The sequence below is a fragment of the Profundicola chukchiensis genome, assembly GCF_029664245.1.
Taxonomy (GTDB): Bacteria; Bacteroidota; Bacteroidia; order Flavobacteriales; family Weeksellaceae; genus Profundicola; species Profundicola chukchiensis.
Window position 1 is genome coordinate 105,259 of sequence record NZ_JANAIE010000005.1, and the last position, 21,925, is coordinate 127,183.

At 34.6% G+C, this 21,925-nt stretch carries 18 protein-coding genes; 4 read left to right on the forward strand and 14 right to left on the reverse strand.

Going from position 1 to position 21,925, the window contains the following annotated elements; all coding sequences use genetic code 11:
• Positions 1–76 precede the first annotated feature (76 nt).
• The 9 genes from NLM59_RS08185 to NLM59_RS08225 form a co-directional block, all read right to left on the reverse strand.
• On the reverse strand, positions 77–1,252 hold the full coding sequence (locus NLM59_RS08185; protein WP_304417283.1) for an ABC transporter permease: 1,176 nt from the start codon (positions 1,250–1,252) through the stop codon (positions 77–79).
• A 3-nt stretch (positions 1,253–1,255) separates the two neighbouring features.
• Positions 1,256–2,218 (reverse strand): HlyD family secretion protein, encoded by a 963-nt coding sequence (locus NLM59_RS08190; protein WP_304417284.1) that lies wholly within the window; start codon positions 2,216–2,218, stop codon positions 1,256–1,258.
• 30 nt (positions 2,219–2,248) lie between these two features.
• The gene (locus tag NLM59_RS08195) at positions 2,249–3,622 is read right to left on the reverse strand and encodes a TolC family protein (protein ID WP_304417285.1); all 1,374 of its coding nucleotides are present in this window, start codon (positions 3,620–3,622) and stop codon (positions 2,249–2,251) included.
• A gap of 89 nt (positions 3,623–3,711) precedes the next feature.
• Entirely contained in the window at positions 3,712–4,272 is a 561-nt protein-coding gene (locus NLM59_RS08200; protein WP_304417286.1) for a Crp/Fnr family transcriptional regulator, read from the reverse strand.
• A gap of 75 nt (positions 4,273–4,347) precedes the next feature.
• Positions 4,348–4,734: a hypothetical protein gene (locus NLM59_RS08205; RefSeq protein ID WP_304417287.1), complete on the reverse strand. Its 387-nt coding sequence runs from the start codon at positions 4,732–4,734 to the stop codon at positions 4,348–4,350.
• Between the two features lie 229 nt (positions 4,735–4,963).
• Positions 4,964–5,371 carry a hypothetical protein gene (locus NLM59_RS08210; RefSeq protein ID WP_304417288.1) on the reverse strand — a complete coding sequence of 136 codons (408 nt, stop codon included), beginning with the start codon at positions 5,369–5,371 and terminating at the stop codon, positions 4,964–4,966.
• A gap of 385 nt (positions 5,372–5,756) precedes the next feature.
• Positions 5,757–8,891: a DUF3427 domain-containing protein gene (locus tag NLM59_RS08215; RefSeq protein ID WP_304417289.1), complete on the reverse strand. Its 3,135-nt coding sequence runs from the start codon at positions 8,889–8,891 to the stop codon at positions 5,757–5,759.
• Positions 8,888–9,277: a (deoxy)nucleoside triphosphate pyrophosphohydrolase gene (locus NLM59_RS08220; protein WP_304417290.1), complete on the reverse strand. Its 390-nt coding sequence runs from the start codon at positions 9,275–9,277 to the stop codon at positions 8,888–8,890. The genes NLM59_RS08215 and NLM59_RS08220 overlap by 4 nt, the downstream gene beginning before the upstream one ends.
• A gap of 2 nt (positions 9,278–9,279) precedes the next feature.
• On the reverse strand, positions 9,280–9,522 hold the full coding sequence (locus NLM59_RS08225; protein ID WP_304417291.1) for a hypothetical protein: 243 nt from the start codon (positions 9,520–9,522) through the stop codon (positions 9,280–9,282).
• A gap of 292 nt (positions 9,523–9,814) precedes the next feature.
• On the opposite strand from NLM59_RS08225, the gene NLM59_RS08230 reads away from it, so the two are divergent.
• The 3 genes from NLM59_RS08230 to NLM59_RS08240 all read left to right on the forward strand — a co-directional run bounded on the left by NLM59_RS08230 (position 9,815) and on the right by NLM59_RS08240 (position 13,774).
• Complete coding sequence (locus tag NLM59_RS08230) at positions 9,815–10,549, forward strand: hypothetical protein (protein ID WP_304417292.1); 735 nt, start codon at positions 9,815–9,817, stop codon at positions 10,547–10,549.
• A gap of 871 nt (positions 10,550–11,420) precedes the next feature.
• Positions 11,421–11,690, forward strand: coding sequence for a hypothetical protein (locus tag NLM59_RS08235; RefSeq protein WP_304417293.1), 270 nt, complete (start codon positions 11,421–11,423; stop codon positions 11,688–11,690).
• A 1,481-nt stretch (positions 11,691–13,171) separates the two neighbouring features.
• Positions 13,172–13,774 carry a hypothetical protein gene (locus NLM59_RS08240; RefSeq protein ID WP_304417294.1) on the forward strand — a complete coding sequence of 201 codons (603 nt, stop codon included), beginning with the start codon at positions 13,172–13,174 and terminating at the stop codon, positions 13,772–13,774.
• A gap of 595 nt (positions 13,775–14,369) precedes the next feature.
• Here NLM59_RS08240 and NLM59_RS08245 read toward each other — a convergent pair.
• Positions 14,370–14,651, reverse strand: coding sequence for a GIY-YIG nuclease family protein (locus NLM59_RS08245; protein WP_304417295.1), 282 nt, complete (start codon positions 14,649–14,651; stop codon positions 14,370–14,372).
• 883 nt (positions 14,652–15,534) lie between these two features.
• Between NLM59_RS08245 and NLM59_RS08250 the strand changes: the two genes are divergently transcribed.
• Positions 15,535–17,343, forward strand: a complete 1,809-nt coding sequence (locus NLM59_RS08250) for a hypothetical protein (RefSeq protein ID WP_304417400.1) — start codon at positions 15,535–15,537, stop codon at positions 17,341–17,343.
• Between the two features lie 99 nt (positions 17,344–17,442).
• On the opposite strand, the gene NLM59_RS08255 is transcribed toward NLM59_RS08250, so the two are convergent.
• Genes NLM59_RS08255 through NLM59_RS08270 form a run of 4 tightly spaced genes read right to left on the reverse strand, consistent with a single transcriptional unit; the run spans position 17,443 to position 21,920 of the window.
• A complete protein-coding gene (locus tag NLM59_RS08255) occupies positions 17,443–17,931 on the reverse strand; it encodes a nucleoside deaminase (RefSeq protein WP_304417296.1) in 489 nt (162 codons plus the stop codon).
• A 46-nt stretch (positions 17,932–17,977) separates the two neighbouring features.
• Positions 17,978–18,466: a hypothetical protein gene (locus NLM59_RS08260; protein ID WP_304417297.1), complete on the reverse strand. Its 489-nt coding sequence runs from the start codon at positions 18,464–18,466 to the stop codon at positions 17,978–17,980.
• Positions 18,467–18,489: 23 nt separating this feature from the next.
• Positions 18,490–20,982, reverse strand: coding sequence for a hypothetical protein (locus NLM59_RS08265; RefSeq protein ID WP_304417298.1), 2,493 nt, complete (start codon positions 20,980–20,982; stop codon positions 18,490–18,492).
• Entirely contained in the window at positions 20,979–21,920 is a 942-nt protein-coding gene (locus NLM59_RS08270) for a hypothetical protein (protein ID WP_304417299.1), read from the reverse strand. The genes NLM59_RS08265 and NLM59_RS08270 overlap by 4 nt, the downstream gene beginning before the upstream one ends.
• Positions 21,921–21,925: the final 5 nt, after the last annotated feature.

Consider the following 21,925-nt stretch of genomic DNA (forward strand, 5'->3'; position numbering starts at 1 on the left):
TTATGCTATGAATTTACGCTAAACGCAAGGATTTGCATAATTAATCTTAAAAACGCTTCTGAATAATTTTAAATAATTATTGCGCTTGTTGTTTCTTAAGCTTCTTTCGGGTTAAATAGATTTTAAGTTGTAATAACAACAGCATTAAAACAAAACAAACCACGCAAATAATGACTAACATATTGACTTCTTTGCTAATAGAGGACATGTCTCCGCCATAGAAAGCCACTTTTCTAAATCCTTCTAAGAACTGAGTCAATGGAATAAACTGCGCTAGTTTTGTAATTAAAGGAGGGAAGGCAATACTCGGCCATGTAAATCCACTCAAGATAAAGGCGGGTGTAGAAATCACCATCAATAATTCGGTTGCCTTCAACTGACTTGGTATGGCGATCGAAAATAACATTCCAATGAACATACTTGCCAAAGTGAGAAGCGCTACCAATACAAACATCGGTTGATTGTAAATATCACCATCGATTTGGAAGTAATTGAAGAATAAACTTACACCTAACCAAAGGATAGGAAGCATAAGTAAGAATGGAATAGCTTTAACGATAATCAAATACAAAGATGAGTTGGTTTGCCCTACCAAAGTCTTGAAATATCCATCTTCAAAATCTCTCGAGAAAACCAATGCCATCGCCAAGAAAATAATCTGTTGCATAATCCCACCTAACAGACCTGGCAACATAAATGTTACATAGTTTCCTGTGGAGTTGTAGAGTTTATTAAAGTTAATTTTAAAACTTTCATAAGACGTCATCGCTTGATCAGGATGCATTCCTTGCTTTTTTAAGCCTTCGATTTCGATACCTGCGTTCATGGTCATTAAAACCTCTTGAATACTTTTACTCGCAGTATTAGCATTTAAAATATTGACCATATTCAAATCCACACGAACTTCTGGTCGTCTCTTTTGTAAGGCTTTAGCTTCAAAATCACTTGGGAAAGTAATCACAGCTGTATATTCCTGAAAAGGCATTTCGTCTACTAAGTTTCCTGCCGTAGAACGAACATCGGTCACCCACAAAGTTTCATTGTCCTGGAAAGCATCAATAATTTTATCGGTCATCGGGCTTTGGTCTTGATCGATAATCAGAATGGGTAAGTCAACTACTTTGGCTTGCTGGTAAACATATCCAAATAAAAATCCATACAAGATAGGCGCACCAAAAAATATGGCGAGCAACACATCATTAGAAAAGATGCGCTTGAATTCTATCTGAACTAATTTCAAGAATTTTTTCATGACTTAGTCCTTAAGAATTACCGTTGAATTCAAATAAAATGGAGTTTCACCTACATTAGACTTAGGCTCAATCTTTAATTCATAAATAGATTCATCTAAATGATATATTGGCGATGTACTCGTAATATCAGCATATTGAGCCAACTGGTTGATGGTTTTAATCTCTGCCTTAATTTCATCTTTGGTGTAAGGATTAACCACGATTATTTCATCACCTTTTTTGAAATTATAAATTTCCGACTCTGGAATGGTAAATCTAAAGAATAATGAATTTGTGATATAACCATTAAATAGGGCATATCCTGGCGTTAGCAATTCACCTTCTTTTAAGCTGATGGTTTCAATCGACATATCCGCAGGCGCAATAATATATTTCTCACTCTCGGCGGTTAAAGCTTCTTCTTTAGCACCTTTAGCTCGGTCTAGCTGACCTTTAGCTTGTGTCAACTGCTCAGATCTAGCACCTTTTCTAATCTCCTGACGTTTTGCTCCAATGGCTTCCACTTGAGCTTTCGCCATATCACGCTTCATTTTCACTTCGTCGAATTGTTGTTGACTGATTAAAGAGTCTTTCAACATATTAGACATTCTCTTATAAGATTCTTCTGCAAATTCTAATTGCGCCACACTCGAGTTATACTGCTCGTTGATTTGGTTTAATTGATCCACCGTAGCACCGTTAGCAGCCATATCTAACTGACCTCTTGCAGATGTGATAGCTCCTTCGGCTTGCATAATCTTAGCAGATACTTCTGGAATATCAATAAAAGCAAGGGTGTCACCTTTTTTCACATCCTGACCTTCTTCTACATAAATGTGCGCCACGCGACCTGCTAATTTACTGCTGATCGATAAGGTTTCGAATTTAACTTTCCCTCTGTGTTGTGTTATTTTTGGTTCACTTTTACAAGCACCTAAGGCGATGCTCAACACGATTAAAAAAGATATATTTTGAATGAATTTCATTTTCTTGAATGTTTTTAAGCTTAGATTAAATTAATAGTTTAAGATTCCTTTGGCGTGTAACAAGGCTGTTACGGCTCTTCTTTGGTTAAACAATGATTCTTGCATTTTGAATTTAGCTTTTTCTAAATCCGTTAGCGTATCCAATACATCGTTGATGGTGGCTAAATCATTACGATATTGTTTGTTGGTCATATCATAAGTCTCTTCTGCCAGCTCAATTTCTTTTTCAATGATTTTGGTGTTTTGTAGCGTCGACTCATAATTTAACTCCGCCTGAACAATACTTAGCGCAATCATTTCTTCAGCCTCTTGCATTTGCTCTTGGTACTTAAGGCTCTCTAGAGAAGTCTTTTCTGCTTTTAATCTAGATTGATTTCCATCAAAAATATTCCACTGTACGCCAAGACCTACATACCATTTTGGATCTAATAAAGATAAATCATCCTCAATAAATTCATAATGACCTTTCATAGCAACCTTTGGGATAAAGTTACTTTTCTCCATTTTAGCTTTGTAGAAAGTAGCTTTTTCGGCTTCTTCTAAAGCTTTGATTTCATTTCTCTTAACTTGTTCTGCTGAAGTCACAGCTCCAAAATCTTCTAACTTAGGTTCTAACATCGCTAACTTAGCTTTGTCTTCGCCGGTAAGTTGGTGCAAAAGCTCTATTAATAAAGTTTTATTCTGGCTGAACTCTAATTTTTTTCCCTCTAATTGTTGTTGAGCTAATTCCACTTTTTTGCGACTGATGGGCGTAGCTAAACCATTTTCAATGGCTTTTTTAACATAGAAAGATTGCTCTTCTAGATATTCCTCGGTGGTTTTTAGGACATGTTCAGAAGCGTACACCAAAGCTAATTTATCATAAGCTTCAATAATTTTTAATGCGACCTTATCTTTTTCAGCCAAACCTAAATAAGTAAGCGACTCTGCTTTGTGTTCACTTGCTTTAATCGCGTTGCTAGCCTCCAATCCACTGAATAAAACCCAATCAACATCCACAGCTGTTTTGAAAATATCTTTTTCCTGTAGTGCAGGAACCGGCTGCAATGGAACACCTTCTGGCAATGGAGAATTAAACGGAATCCCAATGGCTTCTTTGATCAAAAGCTTTTGCGTTGAAATCAATAAATTCTGGGTATCATCATCAAAAGTGATGTCATCGTCTAAACGTGTATAACTACCTGTAAGTGTAACTTTGGGTAGGAATACAGATTTAGCCAATCTTTGATCGATTCTCGCTTGATCGGCTTCAATTTTCTTGATGTTAATTGTTTGACTCTTCTCAACGCCTTTAGATATAAGTTCTTGTAACGCAGGATCTAGCTGTTGAGCACTACTGACTGAAGTCAGCATCCCAAAGCCTAAAGCCATGAAAAAATGTAATAACTTTATATTCAATCGCATTTTTTTAGTTTTAAATCTGATACAAAGGTCGTGAAATGTTAAATGCATTCCTTTGACTTAAATCAAAATCGACTAAAAAATACGAAAAATTATCCTTTTCTTATTCTACTAAGTGTTTCTTGAGACATCCCAAGGTAGGAGGCAATATGCCCTAAAGCTACTTGATGTACAATATCAGGGAATTCGGCCAACATATAATCATAGCGTTCTCTAGCCGTTTGAAATTGAATGGCGTTTAACTTATCTACTACTTTCGTTAACATTTCAATCGAAACCAAGCGCCCCAATTGTTCCATTTTGTGATACTTAGCAAACAGCATATCCAAATCTGGCTTGGTGATGGAATAAATCTTACAATCTTCTAAGGTTTCAAGAAAATAGAGACTTGGCGTTTGTTGAAAGAAACTATCTAAACTCGCCATAAATCTCCCGTCATTAAAAAACCACTGGGTAACTTCTTTGCCATCTTCTTTCAGGTAATAACTTCTGCCAATCCCTTCTGATAAAAAATAAAGCTTGTTGCTAATGTCACCTTGATGGATTAATAGGGTGTTTTTCTTAACCTTCTCTTCTTCAAAATAAGAAACTACATCTTCTAGTTCTTCTGTTGTAAAGGGGATAAGAAATTGCAGAAAATCGGAGATGTGCATTAGGTGAATTTAGATTATACCTTCAAATATACTCAATTTGAGTAGAATTTAATTAGCAGAAATTTCAGTTTGCTTTTAGACTTCTCTTAGCCCTAAATTATCTAAAACTTGATTTAATTCCTTTAAAGATTCTTCTTCAATAATATGAGAATTGATAATGAGTTTTTTGTCTTCTGTCTTTAACGTATAATTACCTGCGTGCTTCTTTAACTGACGAACTTTATCTAATTCAATAGATTTAGGAAAGAAGCTATTCTTGGTTAGAACACCATTTTCAATACTTAGGTATTGTTTCGTTTTAAAAAATGCAAATTGTCCCAGATACATCAATCCAAATACAAAAAAACCATATCTAAACCAGCCTGTGGGTTGGTAGATCATTGACAAAGTTCCCATCACCAACCAAAGTACACCAAACACGAGGTAAGATAGAAGGCGACGATTTTTGTATTTAATTTTCATGAGCAATTTGTTATTTGGACCACGAAAATACGGAAAAAAATGTTGGTTTTTGGTGGAGAGTGATTGGTGTAGGGTGTAGGGTGTCAGCCACATGTCATTCTGAACTTGATTCAGCATCTAGCGTAATGAATGGATTAGTTAAAAAAGATTCCGCATCAAGTGCGGAATGACGCTCCGGGTTTAGGTTTAGCGGTTATAATCAGGCACACGTCGTGCTGAACTTGATTCATCACCTTGTGGCATGCCGGGTCAAAATATCATTTAACTTCTCTTGATCTTGTTTTCTGAAGTCTTTAAGATCAAAAGCTATACTTTTTCCTCCTAAATTGTTAATTCGTAATTCCTCCTCCGTTTGCTCCCAAGACAGAATTTTATCGAATTTAAAATTTTTCCCTTTCCAGTTGTTGAGCCTAATATAAATGGCTTTGTTATTCCAGCGGACATAATTCTTGAAAACAATGTCTTTTACCCAGAAAAGCATAATGAGTACAAAACCGAACGCACGCATGTAGATATAATACTTCGGGTTTTCTAAAGGAATCATCTCAAAAGTAGCCAATATAATTAGCGCCAAAGCAAGTATCAATATCGCCAACCAATAATAATTAGTCATGTTGGTAAAGTGAATTTTTTTCATTTTTATTGGTTTTAATTCTGGGCGCTAAGCTGATTAAGTACCTCCAAAGCTAAAGATTTTACACGGATTTAGTGAAACCAAGCTTAGGATTTGAATAATAAAATGGAGAACTAACAAACTATCAAAATTTAAAATCTTCATCCTACCAGAGAAGGAGGTTTTCTGTTGTTAATGTCTCACGGCAAGACCTTTTTAGCATTGACCAATAATTCCTTCATGTCGAAGACTTTAGTATAAGGCTCGATGTGAACTCCAATTCTATCGCTGAGGTAATTGTTGCAAACTAGCGTGAAAAGTTTTGTTTTCCTTTAATAAAAATAACCTGAGCTAACAATGTAATATTAGTCCAGGTTATGTTTGTATTATTTATAACTGTTAAGAATTCTTATCCTGCAACTAATTTCGCAGCATCGTTCCAAAGATAATGTGGCATAGGTTCTTTCAATTCCCATTTTATACTCATTGGTTTGGAACCTTCATGTTCTATATACTTAGCAGGACCAATAAATACATATCCCTGAGTAAAGCCATCAGCATCCTTTTTACTTTCACGAATAAATAAAAGTATTGTTTTACCATTTGTTTCCTGGTTTATATAAGAAAGTCCAACGGAGCTATTTGGTGATGTCTTATTTTGGGATTGCCAATGGAATAAAGTTTCATTGATGGCATAATCATCATACATTGTTGTGGGAGAAAAATCCTCTTCTGATTTCTTTAAGTTTATAAATAAAGCTTCAATATTCTGCTCCCTGTTTAAAGCAACACCCTCTCGATTTGTGCTTAGCTTTGTAATTGTAGATAAACCTATTGCTACAAGTATTTGATCTCTAGTATAACGAGAGTGTATCTTTAATGGAAAAGAATCGCTTACCTCTGTGAATGGAATCTCTTCATATCCAATTTGATTTATCTTGACATTTAGAAAAGATTGCATTTCAGCTACCATTTCTTTGTTTTCTCCAATCTGTTTAATTCCATCGATTAAAGTTAAGCCAGGAACAACATCTTGATAAAAGTCGTAATAAAGCATTAAGACCATTAAATTGTTTTCTGATTTTTTAGGAAGTTTATTTAAATCAAACTCTTCCTCAATTAAATTAAGAATAAACTTGAAATAACTGATAGACTCTGTTACCATCCATTTTTTGCTAATCATGGATTTGTATCTATCGAAGTTTATTTGTTCAAACTTTAAAGCAAAAGCTTCGCTTTTTAAGAAGGTGAAAGTGTGATTTTTATAAATATGCTTTAGTTCAAGATTATAAATTTTTAAAAAGTTTTCTAGTGTTAAAGCCAATGTTGTGTGGTTAGTAAAGTTATTCATTAATCTTATTAACCTTCTCTTATTCATATCAGTCGCTTGACGAATATTGTTAAGAATATGTTCTTTAGCTTGTTTTTCTAATACAATTGAACTACCTAATGGAAGGTGAGGGAAGTCTTTTTCAATTTCGTGCTTAACCGTGGTGTTCGTTTTTCCAATAAGTGCTCTAAATTTATTTTCATAATCATATTCTTTGCGAGCATGACCAACAAAATCCAAAACTGTAAGCACATCTTTTCCTTCCTGTAATCTTAAGCCACGCCCAAGTTGTTGAAGAAAAATAGTCAAACTTTCAGTTGGTCGTAAAAATAAAACTGTATCAATTTCAGGAATATCTATTCCTTCATTAAATATATCAACAACAAACAAATAGTTTATCTCGCCAGCTTTAAAGTTATGAATGATATCCATTCGATCTTGACTATTTTCAGAAGTAAGATATTCCGCTTTTAAACCATTCTTCTCAAACTTTTTCTTCATGAATTTAGCATGTTCTATACTGGCGCAGAACCCTATGGCTTTAACTTCTCTTATGTCTTTGGTGTATTTATTTAAATTGTCAATTATGTTTCCTACTCTTATATCATTTGCAGTTAAAACTTTGGTTAACTCTTGTGTGTCATATCTCCCGTTATTCCATTTTATTTTTGAATAATCAATTGAATCTGAAATTCCAAAGTATTGAAAAGGACACAAGATTTTATGATTAAGAGCATCCGGAAGGCGAATTTCAGCTGCCGTTCTATAATTGAAATCTTTTAGAATATCTTTCCCATCCATTCTTTCTGGAGTAGCTGTTAATCCAAGCAAAATCTTTGGTTGAAAGTAATCAATTACTTTTTGGTAGGTTTTTGCAGATGAATGGTGTACCTCGTCTAGAATAATGTAATCGTAATAATTTGGACTGGAGAATGATTCTAATTGATTTGTTAGCGTTTGAATAGTTGCGAAAATTGCATTTTTCTGAGTTGGCATATACCCATCTCCGAAAAGTTCACCGAAATTTTGATCTTTCAATACATTTCTGAATGTATGTAATGATTGTCGTAAAATTTCAATCCGATGAGCAATAAATAAAAACTTTGCTGTAGGATTATTTTGTCTATAATTTTTAAAATCAAAGGCTGAGATCATGGTTTTACCAGTTCCTGTAGCAGCGACAACTAGGTTTCTCCACGAATTATGAACCTCTCGTTCGATTTTTAGTTTTTCTAGAATTTCTGATTGATAATGGTAGGGTTTTAAATCAAAGAAATTGACAATCTCTTGGGTTGATTTTCCAAATTTACTTTGCAAAAGGGATTTTCCTAAATCATCAAATTTGCTAGAATCATATAATTCAAACTCCGCATCATTCCAATAACTCTCAAATGTCTTTTTAAACTTATCAATTATATGTGGAATTTCTTTGGTCGTAACTTTTACATTCCATTCCAGTCCATCTGTAAGAGCAGATCTCGAAAAGTTCGATGAACCAATGTAACCTGTATGAAAACCGGAATTTCTATAAAACAAATAAGCCTTAGCGTGTAAGCGCTCGTTTGAATTGTTGTAAGAAATTTTTATTTCAGTATTTGGAAGTTTGTTTAGTTCTTCGATGGCTTTTGCATCTGTTGCGCCCATATAAGTGGTAGTAATAACACGTAATTTGCCACCTCGAGAAGTAAATTCCTTAAAAGCTTCTCGTAGAATCACAATGGCTTTCCATTTTATAAAAGAAACTAGTAAGTCAACTCTGTCAGCTGATAAAATTTCTTTCTTTAATTCACTTTCAAGTGAGATACCGACATTACCACCAGTGAATAATTCACTATGCGTTAGACGTGTCGATGGCATAATCTCCTTTAGCTTTAAATCAAAGTTTACAAAATGACTATCAGCTTTTGAGAAGACTGCATTCAGGATTTCTCCCTCTACGACTACTAAGTCATCTTCAAAGTTCTCACTTTCAATCTCATCCTTTAATAAAGTAATTATTTTATTAGCTATAGCAATTTGCTGTTCAATTAAATTCTTTTTCTTCAACAAATCAAAAGCCCTTTTGATAGTGTTGTGTAGATGTTGAGACAGAAGTTTTGAAGCCTCAGCTTTGTCAATCGAAGTTTTATTAATATAAAAGTCCTTTTTCCCTAGTTCCTCAATCTTTTGAGAAACTATTTGAGTAATTAACTCTTCATAAATGCCATTTTTCATAAAGTAATGAATTCATTAACTATCGGCACATCTGCCTCGGCCCAGTCGAGTTCTTGTAATTCGTGTTTATCGAGTAGGCGATGCTGTGCGTGTTCTTTAAGCTTTAATTCTCCTCCAACATATTTGGCAGTGTAGGGAATCAACTCAATACTAAAGTCAGGATAATCATGCAATACAGGGTTGAGTCGCTGTAGCACCTCGATATCGATATCCAATTCTTCTTTAATTTCACGTTGAATACATTGCTGCTCAGATTCATTCGGCTCAATCTTTCCGCCTGGAAACTCCCACTTAAGCGGTAGCTTCATGTTCTCACTTCGTTGAACAGCTAAAATCTTGTCTTGTTGGTGAATAATCGCACAAACAACTCTATAATGTGGAATCATAGTTATTCAGAAAATTTATAAGTTTTGATGAATTTATCCAATTCTAAATCATTTTCAAAAGAATATTGAGATTCTTTGCCGAATTCAAAGAATTGAACTAAATCTAATATATTGTCAAATACACGAAAGTGTTGCCCCTGATAATTATACACATACATCAGCGCATCAGTATTTTTAAAACTGATGATTTCTATGCTTCTGTTAGCTCTCAGATATTTAATCCTAGAATTATTTATAATATTCATGAGGTAGTTTAAGGCAATAAATTGGTTGACCAGTTTTTCGAATTGTTGAGTGTAAATCCAATCAATTTTTGGTTTATAGATCAACTTGAAAGTTACAAAATTTAACTTAAGTTTTTTAGGTTTATAAAATAAGGTTGATAATCTATTAATTGTTTGTATTTAAAATAAACTAAGTCTAAAGTTTAATCACTTTTAACATCTTGATTAAAAATTTTACCAAATGATTAATAAAGTTTTTATATGATTTCCAAGATTAGCTGCGTTATTAAGGCATAATCAAAAAAAATAAAGCATGAAGATCACGCAAAAATTAAAAACATCTTTCCTAGCCTTTGGCGTTTTGGGATTATTGGTTTCTTGTTCAGATGACGACACAAGCGACAGTCTTAGTCCCGACCAAGGTAGATTGAGCATAGCTGCTATGGCGACTTATCAGCCAGGAGTTGCCGACAAAACCAGTAGAAACGGAAGTTTAGAGCTAAGTAGTTTCAAGGTTAATTTCACCGAGATTGAGTTAGAATTTGATGACATTATAGATGATGATAATTTCTACGATAGCGACGACGATGTAGAGTTAGAAGGACCTTTTGAGATGGACTTGCTTTCTGGTACACCTATGGAGTTTGTGAATTTGGAGCTGCCTAATGGAAGGTTAGAAGAGATTGAGTTTGAATTCGATAAGAGTATAGATACCGAGAGCTTGATGCATAACAAGAGTATGATGATGGAAGGAAGTATCAATGGTACACCTTTCGTATTTTGGCATGACTTCGAAGAGGAGATTGAGCTTGAATTTGAGGCAGGTGATGAGAATTCTATTATTTCGCATGATCATAATTCAGTGGTAATAAATTTTGATTTAAACGCAGTATTTAACTTAGACTCTAGTGTAGATTTATCTACAGCTGTAGATGGCAACGGAGATGGTTTGATTGAGATCAGCCCAGAAGACGAAGATGGAAATCAGGATTTAGCAGAAGAGATTAAAGAAGCTATTAAAGATCAGATTGATCTACTTGAGGACTAAATTATATTCAATTTAGATTTTAGATTCCCTGATGGATTATTTCGTCAGGGTTTTTTTTGTTTAGTAGGTGGTAATCAGTAGTTAGTAGGTGGTAGACAGTAGTCAGTAGTTCGTGTAGGGTGTAGAGTTTTTCTGATTTATGTATTTAAAGTTTTTATTCTAGCACCTGTCATGCTGAACTTGATTCAGCATCTTTTGAAATGAATGGGTTAGTTTTAAGAGATTCCGCATCAAGTGCGGAATGACACTTCGGGTATGTTTGGTTAAGGGTGTAGAGTATAAGGTGTAGAGTTTATCTGTCACATTGAGTGAATTTTTCCTTAGAAAAATTTGTATCGAAATGTCGACAGAAAGGAGGTTAGTGTACTTTTCAATTCTTTTCTTTATTCTCTTTTCTAAGTCTTCAATACAATTTTGTTGCACAAAATCACTCAGTCTGACAAGAGGCTTTACGACCTTAAATTTTAGGCCAATTGAACAATATTAAACTACTTTTAAACAACCTTTAAACCACTTGAATATGAGATTCCGCATCAAGTGCGGAATGACGCTTCGGGTTTAGATTTAGCGGTTGTATTTAAGCATCGCCTGTCATGCTGAACTTGATTCAGCATCTTTTGGAATGAATGGGTTAGTTTTAAGAGATTCCGCATCAAGTGCGGAATGACGCTTCGGGCTTGGATTTGGCGGTTGTATTTAAGCATCACCTGTCATGCTGAACTTGATTCAGCATCTCTTTTTCTTCTAAACCCAAATTAAATCATTGAAAATCAATAACTAGGAAAAACGACGAGTAAACTCATTGGTTTCGCTTAGTAGATTTAATGTTAAAGGCGTAAATTAGTGGTGTAGCAATTAGTTAATTAAGATAATGGAACTTAGTTATGTATTAAATCGAAATTCTTCTCCAGCATGGGATGTTATATCCTTTGTTGAGATTTTATTTATCTCTCTCCTAAACTTACTTTTTAAGTTTACTCTTGAAGCACCTGAAAACGTATTAAAATTCCAGGAGGAAATTAATTCTATGGGAATTATTTCGTCTGTGAAAATCTTCTCAATTTTTGACCATGAAAATGGAGTGCAAAATCATTTTTGTAAAGCTGAAATTAACTCTTATCGAAGGGGTGTTGTGACTTAAAACAACGTATAAAAGACATATATCGAATAGCCTGAAATTTTGTTTCAGGCTATTTTTTTGCTAAAAACATCCGCATTTTCAGTCGCTTTCATCCGCATCTTTTGCAAATTTCATCCGCATAAAGTTGTTACATCATGCGCATAAAGTGTTTTCATCATCTAGATGAAATAAAATATCATGCAGATGAACTGAAATTTGGTGAAATTCATCTATTTCCAACCTCTAATAGTGCAAATTTTGTTGCAAATATATCTCATTTTGGGTCTGTTTTGAGACTAAAAATGGCGTAATTTTACATCATTTTTTGATGATTTTATAGTAAAATACACTTGAATTCAGCAAGATTATAAATCAATTTTAACTTGAAAAAATAGTGAGGTTTAGGGTGTAGCGTGTTGGGTTTTCAGTCACTTGGAGGAGATATTAAAAGCTACAAACATTAATCTTTCTTGTTCATTTTTGCTTGATCAAAAACGAACCAAAAAATCAATCAGAAATAATGTTTTCCCGCCTACCAACTTTTTTATCTTTCTTTATGTTATTTACGTGGCGGGAACATGGATGATCATCGGCTTGCCTTCCCAGGGCCCAACGGCTATAGGCCGCGGACGCGCACGCTGAACACCATTAAACATGGATTTCTGAAGGGCTCCGGCTCAAAACTCAAGTCGATAGTAGAATGTAAATGCTTGTTTAGTTTAGGGTGTAGAGTATAAGGTGTAGAGTTTTTCTGTCACATTGAGTGTTTTTCTCGATAGAGAAAAATGTATCGAAATGTCGACAGAAAAGGAGATTGACGTGCTTCGCTTTTCTCTTATATGAGGCTTCGAGTTAAACAACCTTTAAACTATCTAAACTACTTTTGAACCACCTTTAACCCACTTGAGAATGAGATTCCGCATCAAGTGCGGAATGACGCTACGGGTATGTATTTAGCGGTTGTAGTTAAGCACCACGCGTCATGCTGAACTTGATTCAGCATCTTTTGGATTGAATGGGTTAGTTTTAGAGATTCCGCATCGAGTGTGGAATGACGCTTCGGGGTTTCATTTAACGGAAAGCCAAGGCGCTTGTCATTCCGGGCTAGACCCGGAATATAGTTTTAGCTATTCGAAGAAAACTTTTATATCTTATCTCGAAAGTTTGGAGCGAAGAAACTGCTCCTCTTTTAAGGGGAGCTGTCCGTAGGACTGAGGGGTTCTACATTAGTATGAAGTAACGAATAGTTAGTGCTTCGTAGTCAGTAATTAGTTTAGGGTGTAGAGTGTAAGGTTTAGGGTTTAGAGGTTCACAGTGTTGCAGTATGAGGAATAATTCAAAATTTAGAATTCAAAATTTAACAATTCATACTTGTCTTAGTCTTCGATACAATTTTGTTTCACAAAATCACTCAAACTGAAAAGAGAGTTTCTACATCGCTTTTTGCTCGGATTTAAAAAATTCCTAAATTGTAGATTGATTACCAATTAAATAACTCAACTATGAAAACTTTACAACATATCTTGATAGCCTTTTGTCTTTTCAGCATACTTCCGATAAATGGTCAGGAAATAAAATCAAGTTCAGAGTCTGCTAATATAAATGTCGAAACAAGTCAAGCTCTTAGAGGGGAAGCAGCTCTTACAAAATCTATTGTTAGAGATTATATTGTTACGCGTATAGAGGACTTTAAATTACACAAGGAAATTCGTTCGCAGGGGAATGTAGATGATAAAGCCATTCGTAAGTACTATTCTCAGCGTGAGGTTTTAATAGTCCAAATGGGTTGGGAGGTTGAAGAATTTGAAAACACAGAAAATAGAATAAATCAAGTTCTCGCTGGTTTGAAAATAGAGTCCCATATTAGTTCGGATGCAGATTTTCAGAATGAAATTAAAGAAATTAATAGCAATCCTTACTTGACGGAAAAGCAGAAAAAGGCTACCATAGAGCTATTAGAATTAGATCGAGAAAATCGTCGAGCTACTTTCGTAGATCCGATCCAGAAGGATAGACCTGCAGTGATGGCTTATATAAAGGAGTTGCGTCATTTGAAAGATTATTTAGCTGAAAATCGTTCAGACCCACCTGTGCTGAGGGACTAAGTTTAGGTTTGTTTTATTATTTATTAATATGATTTTTTAAACTATATCAATGGCTTGCTGGATTTGGTTTAGTATCTAGCGGTATGGTTGGGGTTGATTAAAAAGATTTCGCATCAAGTGCGGAATGGCGCTACGGGTTTAGATTTAGCAGTTGTAGTTGAGCGCCACACGTCATGCTGAACTTGATTCAGCATCTAGCGGTGTGATTCGGGTGAATTAAAAAGATTCCGCATCAAGTGCGGAATGACACTTCGGGTTTAGATTTAGCGGTTGTATTTAAGCATCACCTGTCATGCTGAACTTGATTCAGCATCTTTTGAAATGAATAGGTTAGTTTTAAGAGATTCCGCATCAAGTGCGGAATGACGTTACGGATTTAGATTTAGCAGTTGTATTTAAGCATAACTTGTCATGCTGAACTTGATTCAGCATCTTTTGGAATGAATGGGTTAGTTTTAAGAGATTCCGCATCAAGTGCGGAATGACGCTTCGGGTATACATTAAGCGGTTGTAGTTAAGCATCACCTGTCATGCTGAACTTGATTCAGCATCTCATCAATTATTTGCAATTAAATTCCTTAATGGCATCAAGAAATTATATAATCTCCAAAGTTTCTAAATTTGGGTTGATTGTTTTTATCAAATCTATTTTCCACTTTCGCTTCCAATTCTTCAATTGTTTCTCCCGTAAAATAGCTTGATTAATATCAAGAAACTCTTCGTAATATACTAAATCGGTTAATTGATATTTTTTAGTAAAAACACTACCTTGATTATTAGCATGATCTAATATTCTTTTTGTGAGATGATGAGTAACCCCGATATAAAATGTGGTTCTGTTTTTATTGCTTAAAATGTAAATGTAGTAGTTGTTCATTTTTAGTTATTTAAGCTCAAACAAGATAAAGATTTCCTTTTAATAATTGAAAAAATATATTTCTCATGCGGGATCTGGTTTAGCATCTAGCCTAATATTCGTTTAATTTTAAAAGACTCTGAATCAAGTTCAGAGTGACGCTACGGGTTTAGATTTAGCAGTTGTAGTTAAGCGCATGTCATGCTGAACTTGATTCAGCATCTAGTGGAATGGTTGGGTTTGATTAAAAAGATTCCGCATCAAGTGCGGAATGACGCTTCGGGTTTAGATTGAGCGGTTGTAGTTAAGCACCATACGTCATGCTGGATTTGGTTTAGCATCTGGCTTAATATTCGTTTAATTTTAAAAGACTCTGAATCAAGTTCAGAGTGACGCTACGGGTTTAATATTAAATGACGCTTCTGGTTTAGAATTATAAGTGAAAATTAAATAAGCTTGAGACGAATTAAACCATATTAAACTATTTTTAAACCTATTAAACCACTTTAAACTACTATCAAACACCTTTAAACCACTTCATCTCATGCTCCTTTGATACTTATTTAGGCGGAATTTGAAAAAGTTTGAAATAAGTTGCATTCGTGAGTTTTCAGTAGAATGGGAGGGAAACTAAATTTTTAAGAGCAAAATCAGTCATTAGGTATGTTATTACACAAAATTTAGGATAAATTATTATTGAATAATCATTAAAAATATAATACTATTTATGAATAGTATATTGAATCTATAGGTTTATTGTGTGAAATATCAAAAATTTAGCTGTATTTTTACTGAATTAAGAACAAATAATAAGTACCGGGAAGGATGAAAGAAACTCAGTTTTCTAGATTTCAATCAGTTTTGAAATAACTACAAATTTCTTCCTTAGCCAAAAAACAAGATGATGACAGCCTCAAAAACAATTCATAATTTTCATATCCCTGTGATGGGATTAGCTTTTACTATAGACAGCCCCATTAGAGTGGCACAATATGGTATTTCTTCTGTGATTTCGATCATTGACGATGAACTTGCTGAAAAAATGAATTCATTCTACAGTAAGAAGTTTAACCTTCCGTATGTAGAAACACCCAAAAAAGAACAAGACCATAGAGCACAACGAATTACCAATTACCTGAATTTAGTAGATCTAATTGTAAAGGAAAAGTTTGAAAAATTCAAGTGTGAGTTAGCTGAGAATAAAGCAGCTTTAGACAACTTTATTGAAATGTTACCTAATTCATCAGACCTTAGACAAGGTTTGTCTAATATGATGGACGAGGGAACGCTAATGAAGGAAAATATCCTTAATTATTTAGAAACACATTTAAAGCCAGGCGAGATTGATGTGAATATCATGACCAAAATCGACAAGGATAATTATGTGAAAGGTGAGAAACTACCGATTGAATTTAATGACGCGCATGCTTCTTTGAGAGGTTTTGCGAAGAGTAATCTGAGTTCATCTTTGGTATTATCTGCTGGAATGAACCCAAGATTGTATAGTTATTTTGAGCAGTTTGAGGATTTCTTCCCGAACGAGAAAAACGAATTGAAAAAGAAAATTATTCTTAAGGTGAGTGATTATCGTTCAGCGATTATTCAAGGTAAATTCTTGGCCAAGAAAGGCCTTTGGGTTTCTGAGTATCGCGTGGAGTCTGGATTAAACTGTGGTGGGCATGCTTTTGCTACCAATGGATTTTTATTAGGTCCGATCTTAGAAGAGTTTAAAAACAAGAAAGAAGATTTAATTGCAGAAACGCATGAGATCTTGGTGAAGGCTTTAGAACAAAAAGAGTTGCCTATTCCACAAGAACCTTTAGAATTGAAAATCACCGTTCAGGGTGGAGTTGGAACTTCAGATGAGCACGAATTTTTAATCAATCATTATAAGGTTGATTCAGTAGGATGGGGTTCACCATTTTTAATGGTTCCTGAAGCTACTTCTGTGGATAAGGAAACCCGAACTTTATTAGGGAAAGCCAAAGAGGAAGATTTATATTTAAGTGGGATTTCACCTTTAGGTGTTCCGTTTAATACTGTGAAAGGAACTTCTAATGAATTCTTCAAGAACAAAAGAATTGCAGAAGGTAAGGCAGGAAGCTCTTGTCCGAAGAAATTCTTAACCTTGAATCAAGAGTTTGGGAAAGAAGGTATCTGTACAGCAGCTAAGAAATTTCAAGATATAAAATTGAAAGATTTAGAAGCTCAAAAAGAGGATATATCGACGAAAGCTTATAATGATACCAAGTTTAAGATTACCGAGAAAGCATGTTTGTGTGTTGGTTTAGCCAATGCAGCTTTAATGGATCATGAGATTCCGATTAAAGGACAAGATCAAGGTGTGGTAATTTGTCCAGGACCGAATATCGCTTATTTTGACAAGGAGGTTTCTCTTAAGCAAATGTTGAAGCATATTTATGGTAAGATTTCAATCATGAAAGATGAAAACCGTCCGAATATGTTTGTGAAGGAATTGAATATGTATGTAGATTATCTTCAAAAAGAAATTGAATCTTATACAGAAGAAGTTAGCACGAAACAAATTAAAAAATGGGATGCCTTTAAAGCGAATATCGCTGATGGTATTGCATATTACCAAGAGCTTTTCTCTACACCAAAAACGGTTGAGAACTTAACGATTCAACAACAATTGTTGGAAGCTAAAGAGGCCTTGATGCAAGTTATGTATGACGAAGAATATGCAATTTAATAAGTTTTAAATTTAATGATTGAAACATATTAAATAGCTACAGTTATAAAATTTAAAAGAAAAGCCTTAAAGATCAATCGATTTTTAAGGCTTTTTAGATTATTTATCTTTTTTGGATTGAAAAGATCTAATATGTAATGCTTTGATTTTCTCTGCAAGTTCGGGAACAGGACCTTCTACTTGTAGTTGTGGAGCAACCTCTTGAATGGATAAAGCTTTGATGGGAGAGTAAGCATTTCCCATTTCTTGTTTCCACTCGCTTAACTGCTTAGACGAACTAGCGTATACAATGCGTCCGAGGCCATTCCAGGCGTGTGCAGCCGAACACATAGGGCAATGTTCACCCGAAGTGTAGACAGTAGCTTTAGAGCGCTCCTCAGCGGTCATGTGGAGAGCAGCCCATCGTGCAATGGCAAATTCTGGATGCTGTGTATTGTCGCCGGTTGTGGCAACATGATTATGATCCTTAAACAATACCTCTCCATCTGCCGAAACGAGTACCGAACCAAAAGGTTCGTCGCCATGTTCTAAGGCTTTTTCAGCTAATTCTACACAGTGCTCTAAATGTTTTAAATCGATTTCATTCATTTTTATAAATTCAAATGTTTTAATGCATTTATTTCAAAAATAAAAGTTATTTGTTTTCAAGGTCTAGGTCTTTTAAAAACTCTTTCAGTTCTTCCTCCCTTTGAGTTCCTACGAGGAATTTATCTCCATTTTTAAACTCTAGGGCCAATCCAATATTCCCACCAGTATTATAAACCGTACCATGAGCCGTCCAAAAACGTAGTCCCCAACCACCAACAAAACCATAATCAATCACTTTAGCGCTTTTGATGTCTTTCCAATAAAAGTGCTTCTTGCTAAAAGGAATAAAACTGATTTTAAGCTCTTGTTGATTGAGTTCGGTTTTAAGTTTCATCATTCCAAAAATGACAATCAAGCCGATGAGTAAAATGGTTAGAACCACCAATGCCTCATTCGAGATTGGAATATTCCCATCTTGCACTTCAAGGAAAATATGTTGATAGGTTTTGAAAATCATGAAACCAGCACTGGTCAATAATACCAACCAAAGCCACCACTGACTTAGTTTTTGAGTTTCTTTAAATTCTAGTTTCATGTTTTGAATGTTTTTTGGATAATTTAATACAGCATGTAATAGCTGAAATACGAACAAGATTGAAGCAATTGATTGGCCGTATGTGTGTTGGCATAATCGCGCTTTAAAATCGCGAAATAGTTTCTATAATTTTCGCGCTTGGTTTTTAGCTGAAAGTCTTCTTGTTCAAATTGCTTTTGTCGATAATTTGGATCGTTCCAGTCAATATACCAATTTTGGCTGCCTTTCCAAATATAGTACTTTCCTTGCTCGGCCTTCGCCATTTGAAAGAGAATGTTAGCACTCTTCTCGCGATCATTGCTTAAAGTTAGGGCTTTCTGATAATATTGAATCGATAAATCATAATTATCATCTTCGATATGACTATAATCGGTGAAGTATTTATAATAAAGCTGATTTTTCTGTGCCCGACTATTGAATTCAAACTTAGGACCATTGGCATTGTTGAGGTCCATGACTAACACATGTCTGAAATAGCCCAGCTTAGAAGTATTGAATAATGCATTCCCAATGAGTTCATTGGCCTTCATGGCTTTTGCATCCTTGCCTTTTCCGATTTTTTCTAGTGCTTGAAGTGCTTGTGCCAATTCAAGTTTATTCATTTTATCTTTTAAGAATGGAAAATCCTTTAAGTTGTTCACTTTTAGTGAAATATGCTCTGGACTTTGATAGCTCACCCATTTTTCTTGTCCGAAGATGTACTTCGAAATATTATTGAATCCATTATATGCGGTTTTAGGTAACTTATCCACCGTTTCCCAAGTTTGACGGTCGAGTAGGTAATAATCTCGCTGAATTCCATTGAACTTTTGTGCCTTTTGATAATATGCTACAGCTTTATCAAAATCAGCATTTCGCATCGCATGATCTCCATAAATCAACGCAAAGAACGATTGAATATCTCCCATATCGTTTTGATTGGAAACCAACCATTGCTCAAAAGCGTTTTTATTTGATTTTTGAATAAAGGCATCGAGTTGTTGCGTAAGTTTTAAATTAGGGTTGTATTGCAACGCCGAAAGTTGATTGCTCATTAAAAACGACTTAGCTAAATCATTTTGTAAGAAATAGCGATTGGCCAAAATATCTCGAATGAAATCTTTTGCGTCATCGGTGAACTGGCTATTTCCTTTTGGCTTAAATAAATCTGGGTAAGTACTAAAAGTTTTAGCCTCAAAAGTGGCATCAATCTTTGGTTGAGCGACAATGTTGTTTAATACCAACATTTGGTTGATTTGCTTCTGATATAATGAATTCTTGGTTTTAATATTTTTTAAAATCGAAGTGCTAGAATCATAATCCTTTTCTAGGAAATAAATATGCGCTAAACTTAAGCTCCAAAACTCATCCTTTGAGGCTTTTTGAGCTGTTTTAATAATATTTTTTAAGTCATTGAGTTGTCGAAACGTGTTGGAATAGAAGTCATCACCAGCTTTCAAGGGTAATCTTTTGCTGTGTGCGCATTGGTCATCATTGCACTGGAAATAAACCGGCAAATGATTTCTTTCTAATTGATCTAAAGCTCTTACGGTCAATACTTTTAAAATATCAGAATTCGCATCTATTTTCAGCATTTCATTCATGAAATACACCGGATTTGAGAAGTCATTATAAGCTAAAAGGAAATAGGCCATGTTTTTCTCTTCCTTAGTTTTAGCACTTTTTAAAAGCATTTCAAACTCATCCCATTCATTTAATCGCATAGAGGCATGAGCGCTTTTTTTCTTGTTTCTAGAGTGAATAAAAACTTGAAAGAAATTTTGATTCGCTTTTTCTAACATGCCCAAACCTCTTTGTGCTCCCGCCATCTGATCGAGTGCATACCAATACATAGGCGTATCTTTTTTCAGTGGCTCAACATATGTATTAAAAGCTGCAATGGCTTCATTATACTTTCGGGAATAGTGGTTTAATCTTACGATTTGATAAGCATATCTAAGTTTAATGTCTTGATTATCTGTTAGGTCGTAGCTTTTTGTTAAAACCTTTAAAACTTCATTATAATCAAGCTTGCTAACATCTAAATCATCTTCAGATCGCTCTGAATACCAATTATTGCTCGGAACATAGGTTATCATCATATAAGGAGCTAGGTATTTAGCATAGGCCAAATAGGCTAGACCTTCTTGATATTTGTGATAGAAATCGGCGCCCATTTTTTTGCTCAATTCATGACTAAGATTTCCTTTCTTCCAATTGTATAAATGTTTCCTGTCTATGATTTTAACCAGTGCATTGGTTTCCTCATAGCTAAGTTCATGTTGAAAATAAGAAACCCAGTTTTCAATATTTTCATCTAAGATAAAGGGGGCTTTCTTTTGGTTATCTCCATAAAAACTGTCATCGCCGTAGTAGGAGGAATTTAGGGTAAACAAAAAAGGATAATAGGCCTCTTCTTGAACTAATTCCTGTACAAAGAGATTGAAGTAATCTGAGTCTGGATCATGCCATGAACAGCTAAAACTCTGCTGTATTCCAAGGTAGAATATAAGAACGCTTAATAAAAACTTTTTCATAGTTGTAGGATTTTTCGGTTTTTTAGAAATCTTGAATCTAAATGATACCAAAGGATATGAGCTTTAGATTGAGTTTTCTGGTCAATTAAATTAATACTTTTTTCGATAAGTTCATTGGGGATTTCTTCGATTTTGATTTTGAAACCTGTGTTTAAGAACTGATTGAAATAGAAACCATCTTTTTCTATTTCATATTGATTCTCTGCTATTTTAGCGATTCCTGCTGTTGTGTCTAGCACTTGTGTAGACAGTCCATTGATCAATCTTTTCTTGCCTAATTGATTGGTAACAATTCCCCAGGAATAAATTGGAAGCGCGTAGTCTAATTCTAAAGGATAATCCTCTACACTGGATAAATAGCTTTGGAGTAATTCATAATTTAAAATAGAATTGACTTCGGTGTCTTCTAAGGGAGATGAAGTGGCGTAGCACATTAAATAAGCCTTGTTAATCGGTGGAACGCCATTGTTTTCTAAATCTCTTAATTGATGTAGACGAAGGGTAGAAGTTATTTCTTTTTGTGTTTGAGTTTTTAATCTCCTCAAAAACTCAAAATAATCTTGTTTTGTACTTGGTGTCCAATCACTATCAATTTGAATTTCATTCGCCAAGCTTAAATCCAATTCGTCTGCTCTAGAATAAATGCTTTCAGAAACTTTTTCAACAAGGAAATCTAAATCTTCTGAAGTAATATCAAACCAAGTTCTATTGGTGATGAAAATAACTGGAACGATTTCTTTATCCGTGCGGAAAGATTCTTTTTTGGTAATGATTCCCTGTGGTTCAAACCTACCATTGACTTTGTCTACATCAAAAAATCGAACGAATAAATGAGTTCCATTGCTTTCATCCAGGAATTCTTTTTCGGTTTGATCTAGTTCTAATGAACTTCGCCAATAATAAAAGGACGCTTCTCTTGGTTTTTGTTCGCAATTCAAAAATA

Bases quoted from the DNA above. Each gene is read 5' to 3' on its own strand.
- NLM59_RS08225 (WP_304417291.1), bottom strand. From the start codon at position 9,522: ATGAATATTATAAATAATTCTAGGATTAAATATCTGAGAGCTAACAGA.
- NLM59_RS08245 (WP_304417295.1), bottom strand. From the start codon at position 14,651: ATGAACAACTACTACATTTACATTTTAAGCAATAAAAACAGAACCACA.
- NLM59_RS08255 (WP_304417296.1), bottom strand. From the start codon at position 17,931: ATGAATGAAATCGATTTAAAACATTTAGAGCACTGTGTAGAATTAGCT.
- NLM59_RS08195 (WP_304417285.1), bottom strand. From the start codon at position 3,622: ATGCGATTGAATATAAAGTTATTACATTTTTTCATGGCTTTAGGCTTT.
- NLM59_RS08200 (WP_304417286.1), bottom strand. From the start codon at position 4,272: ATGCACATCTCCGATTTTCTGCAATTTCTTATCCCCTTTACAACAGAA.
- NLM59_RS08190 (WP_304417284.1), bottom strand. From the start codon at position 2,218: ATGAAATTCATTCAAAATATATCTTTTTTAATCGTGTTGAGCATCGCC.
- NLM59_RS08250 (WP_304417400.1), top strand. From the start codon at position 15,535: ATGACAGCCTCAAAAACAATTCATAATTTTCATATCCCTGTGATGGGA.
- NLM59_RS08235 (WP_304417293.1), top strand. From the start codon at position 11,421: ATGGAACTTAGTTATGTATTAAATCGAAATTCTTCTCCAGCATGGGAT.
- NLM59_RS08265 (WP_304417298.1), bottom strand. From the start codon at position 20,982: ATGAAAAAGTTTTTATTAAGCGTTCTTATATTCTACCTTGGAATACAG.
- NLM59_RS08205 (WP_304417287.1), bottom strand. From the start codon at position 4,734: ATGAAAATTAAATACAAAAATCGTCGCCTTCTATCTTACCTCGTGTTT.
- NLM59_RS08210 (WP_304417288.1), bottom strand. From the start codon at position 5,371: ATGAAAAAAATTCACTTTACCAACATGACTAATTATTATTGGTTGGCG.
- NLM59_RS08220 (WP_304417290.1), bottom strand. From the start codon at position 9,277: ATGATTCCACATTATAGAGTTGTTTGTGCGATTATTCACCAACAAGAC.
- NLM59_RS08240 (WP_304417294.1), top strand. From the start codon at position 13,172: ATGAAAACTTTACAACATATCTTGATAGCCTTTTGTCTTTTCAGCATA.
- NLM59_RS08230 (WP_304417292.1), top strand. From the start codon at position 9,815: ATGAAGATCACGCAAAAATTAAAAACATCTTTCCTAGCCTTTGGCGTT.
- NLM59_RS08215 (WP_304417289.1), bottom strand. From the start codon at position 8,891: ATGAAAAATGGCATTTATGAAGAGTTAATTACTCAAATAGTTTCTCAA.
- NLM59_RS08185 (WP_304417283.1), bottom strand. From the start codon at position 1,252: ATGAAAAAATTCTTGAAATTAGTTCAGATAGAATTCAAGCGCATCTTT.
- NLM59_RS08260 (WP_304417297.1), bottom strand. From the start codon at position 18,466: ATGAAACTAGAATTTAAAGAAACTCAAAAACTAAGTCAGTGGTGGCTT.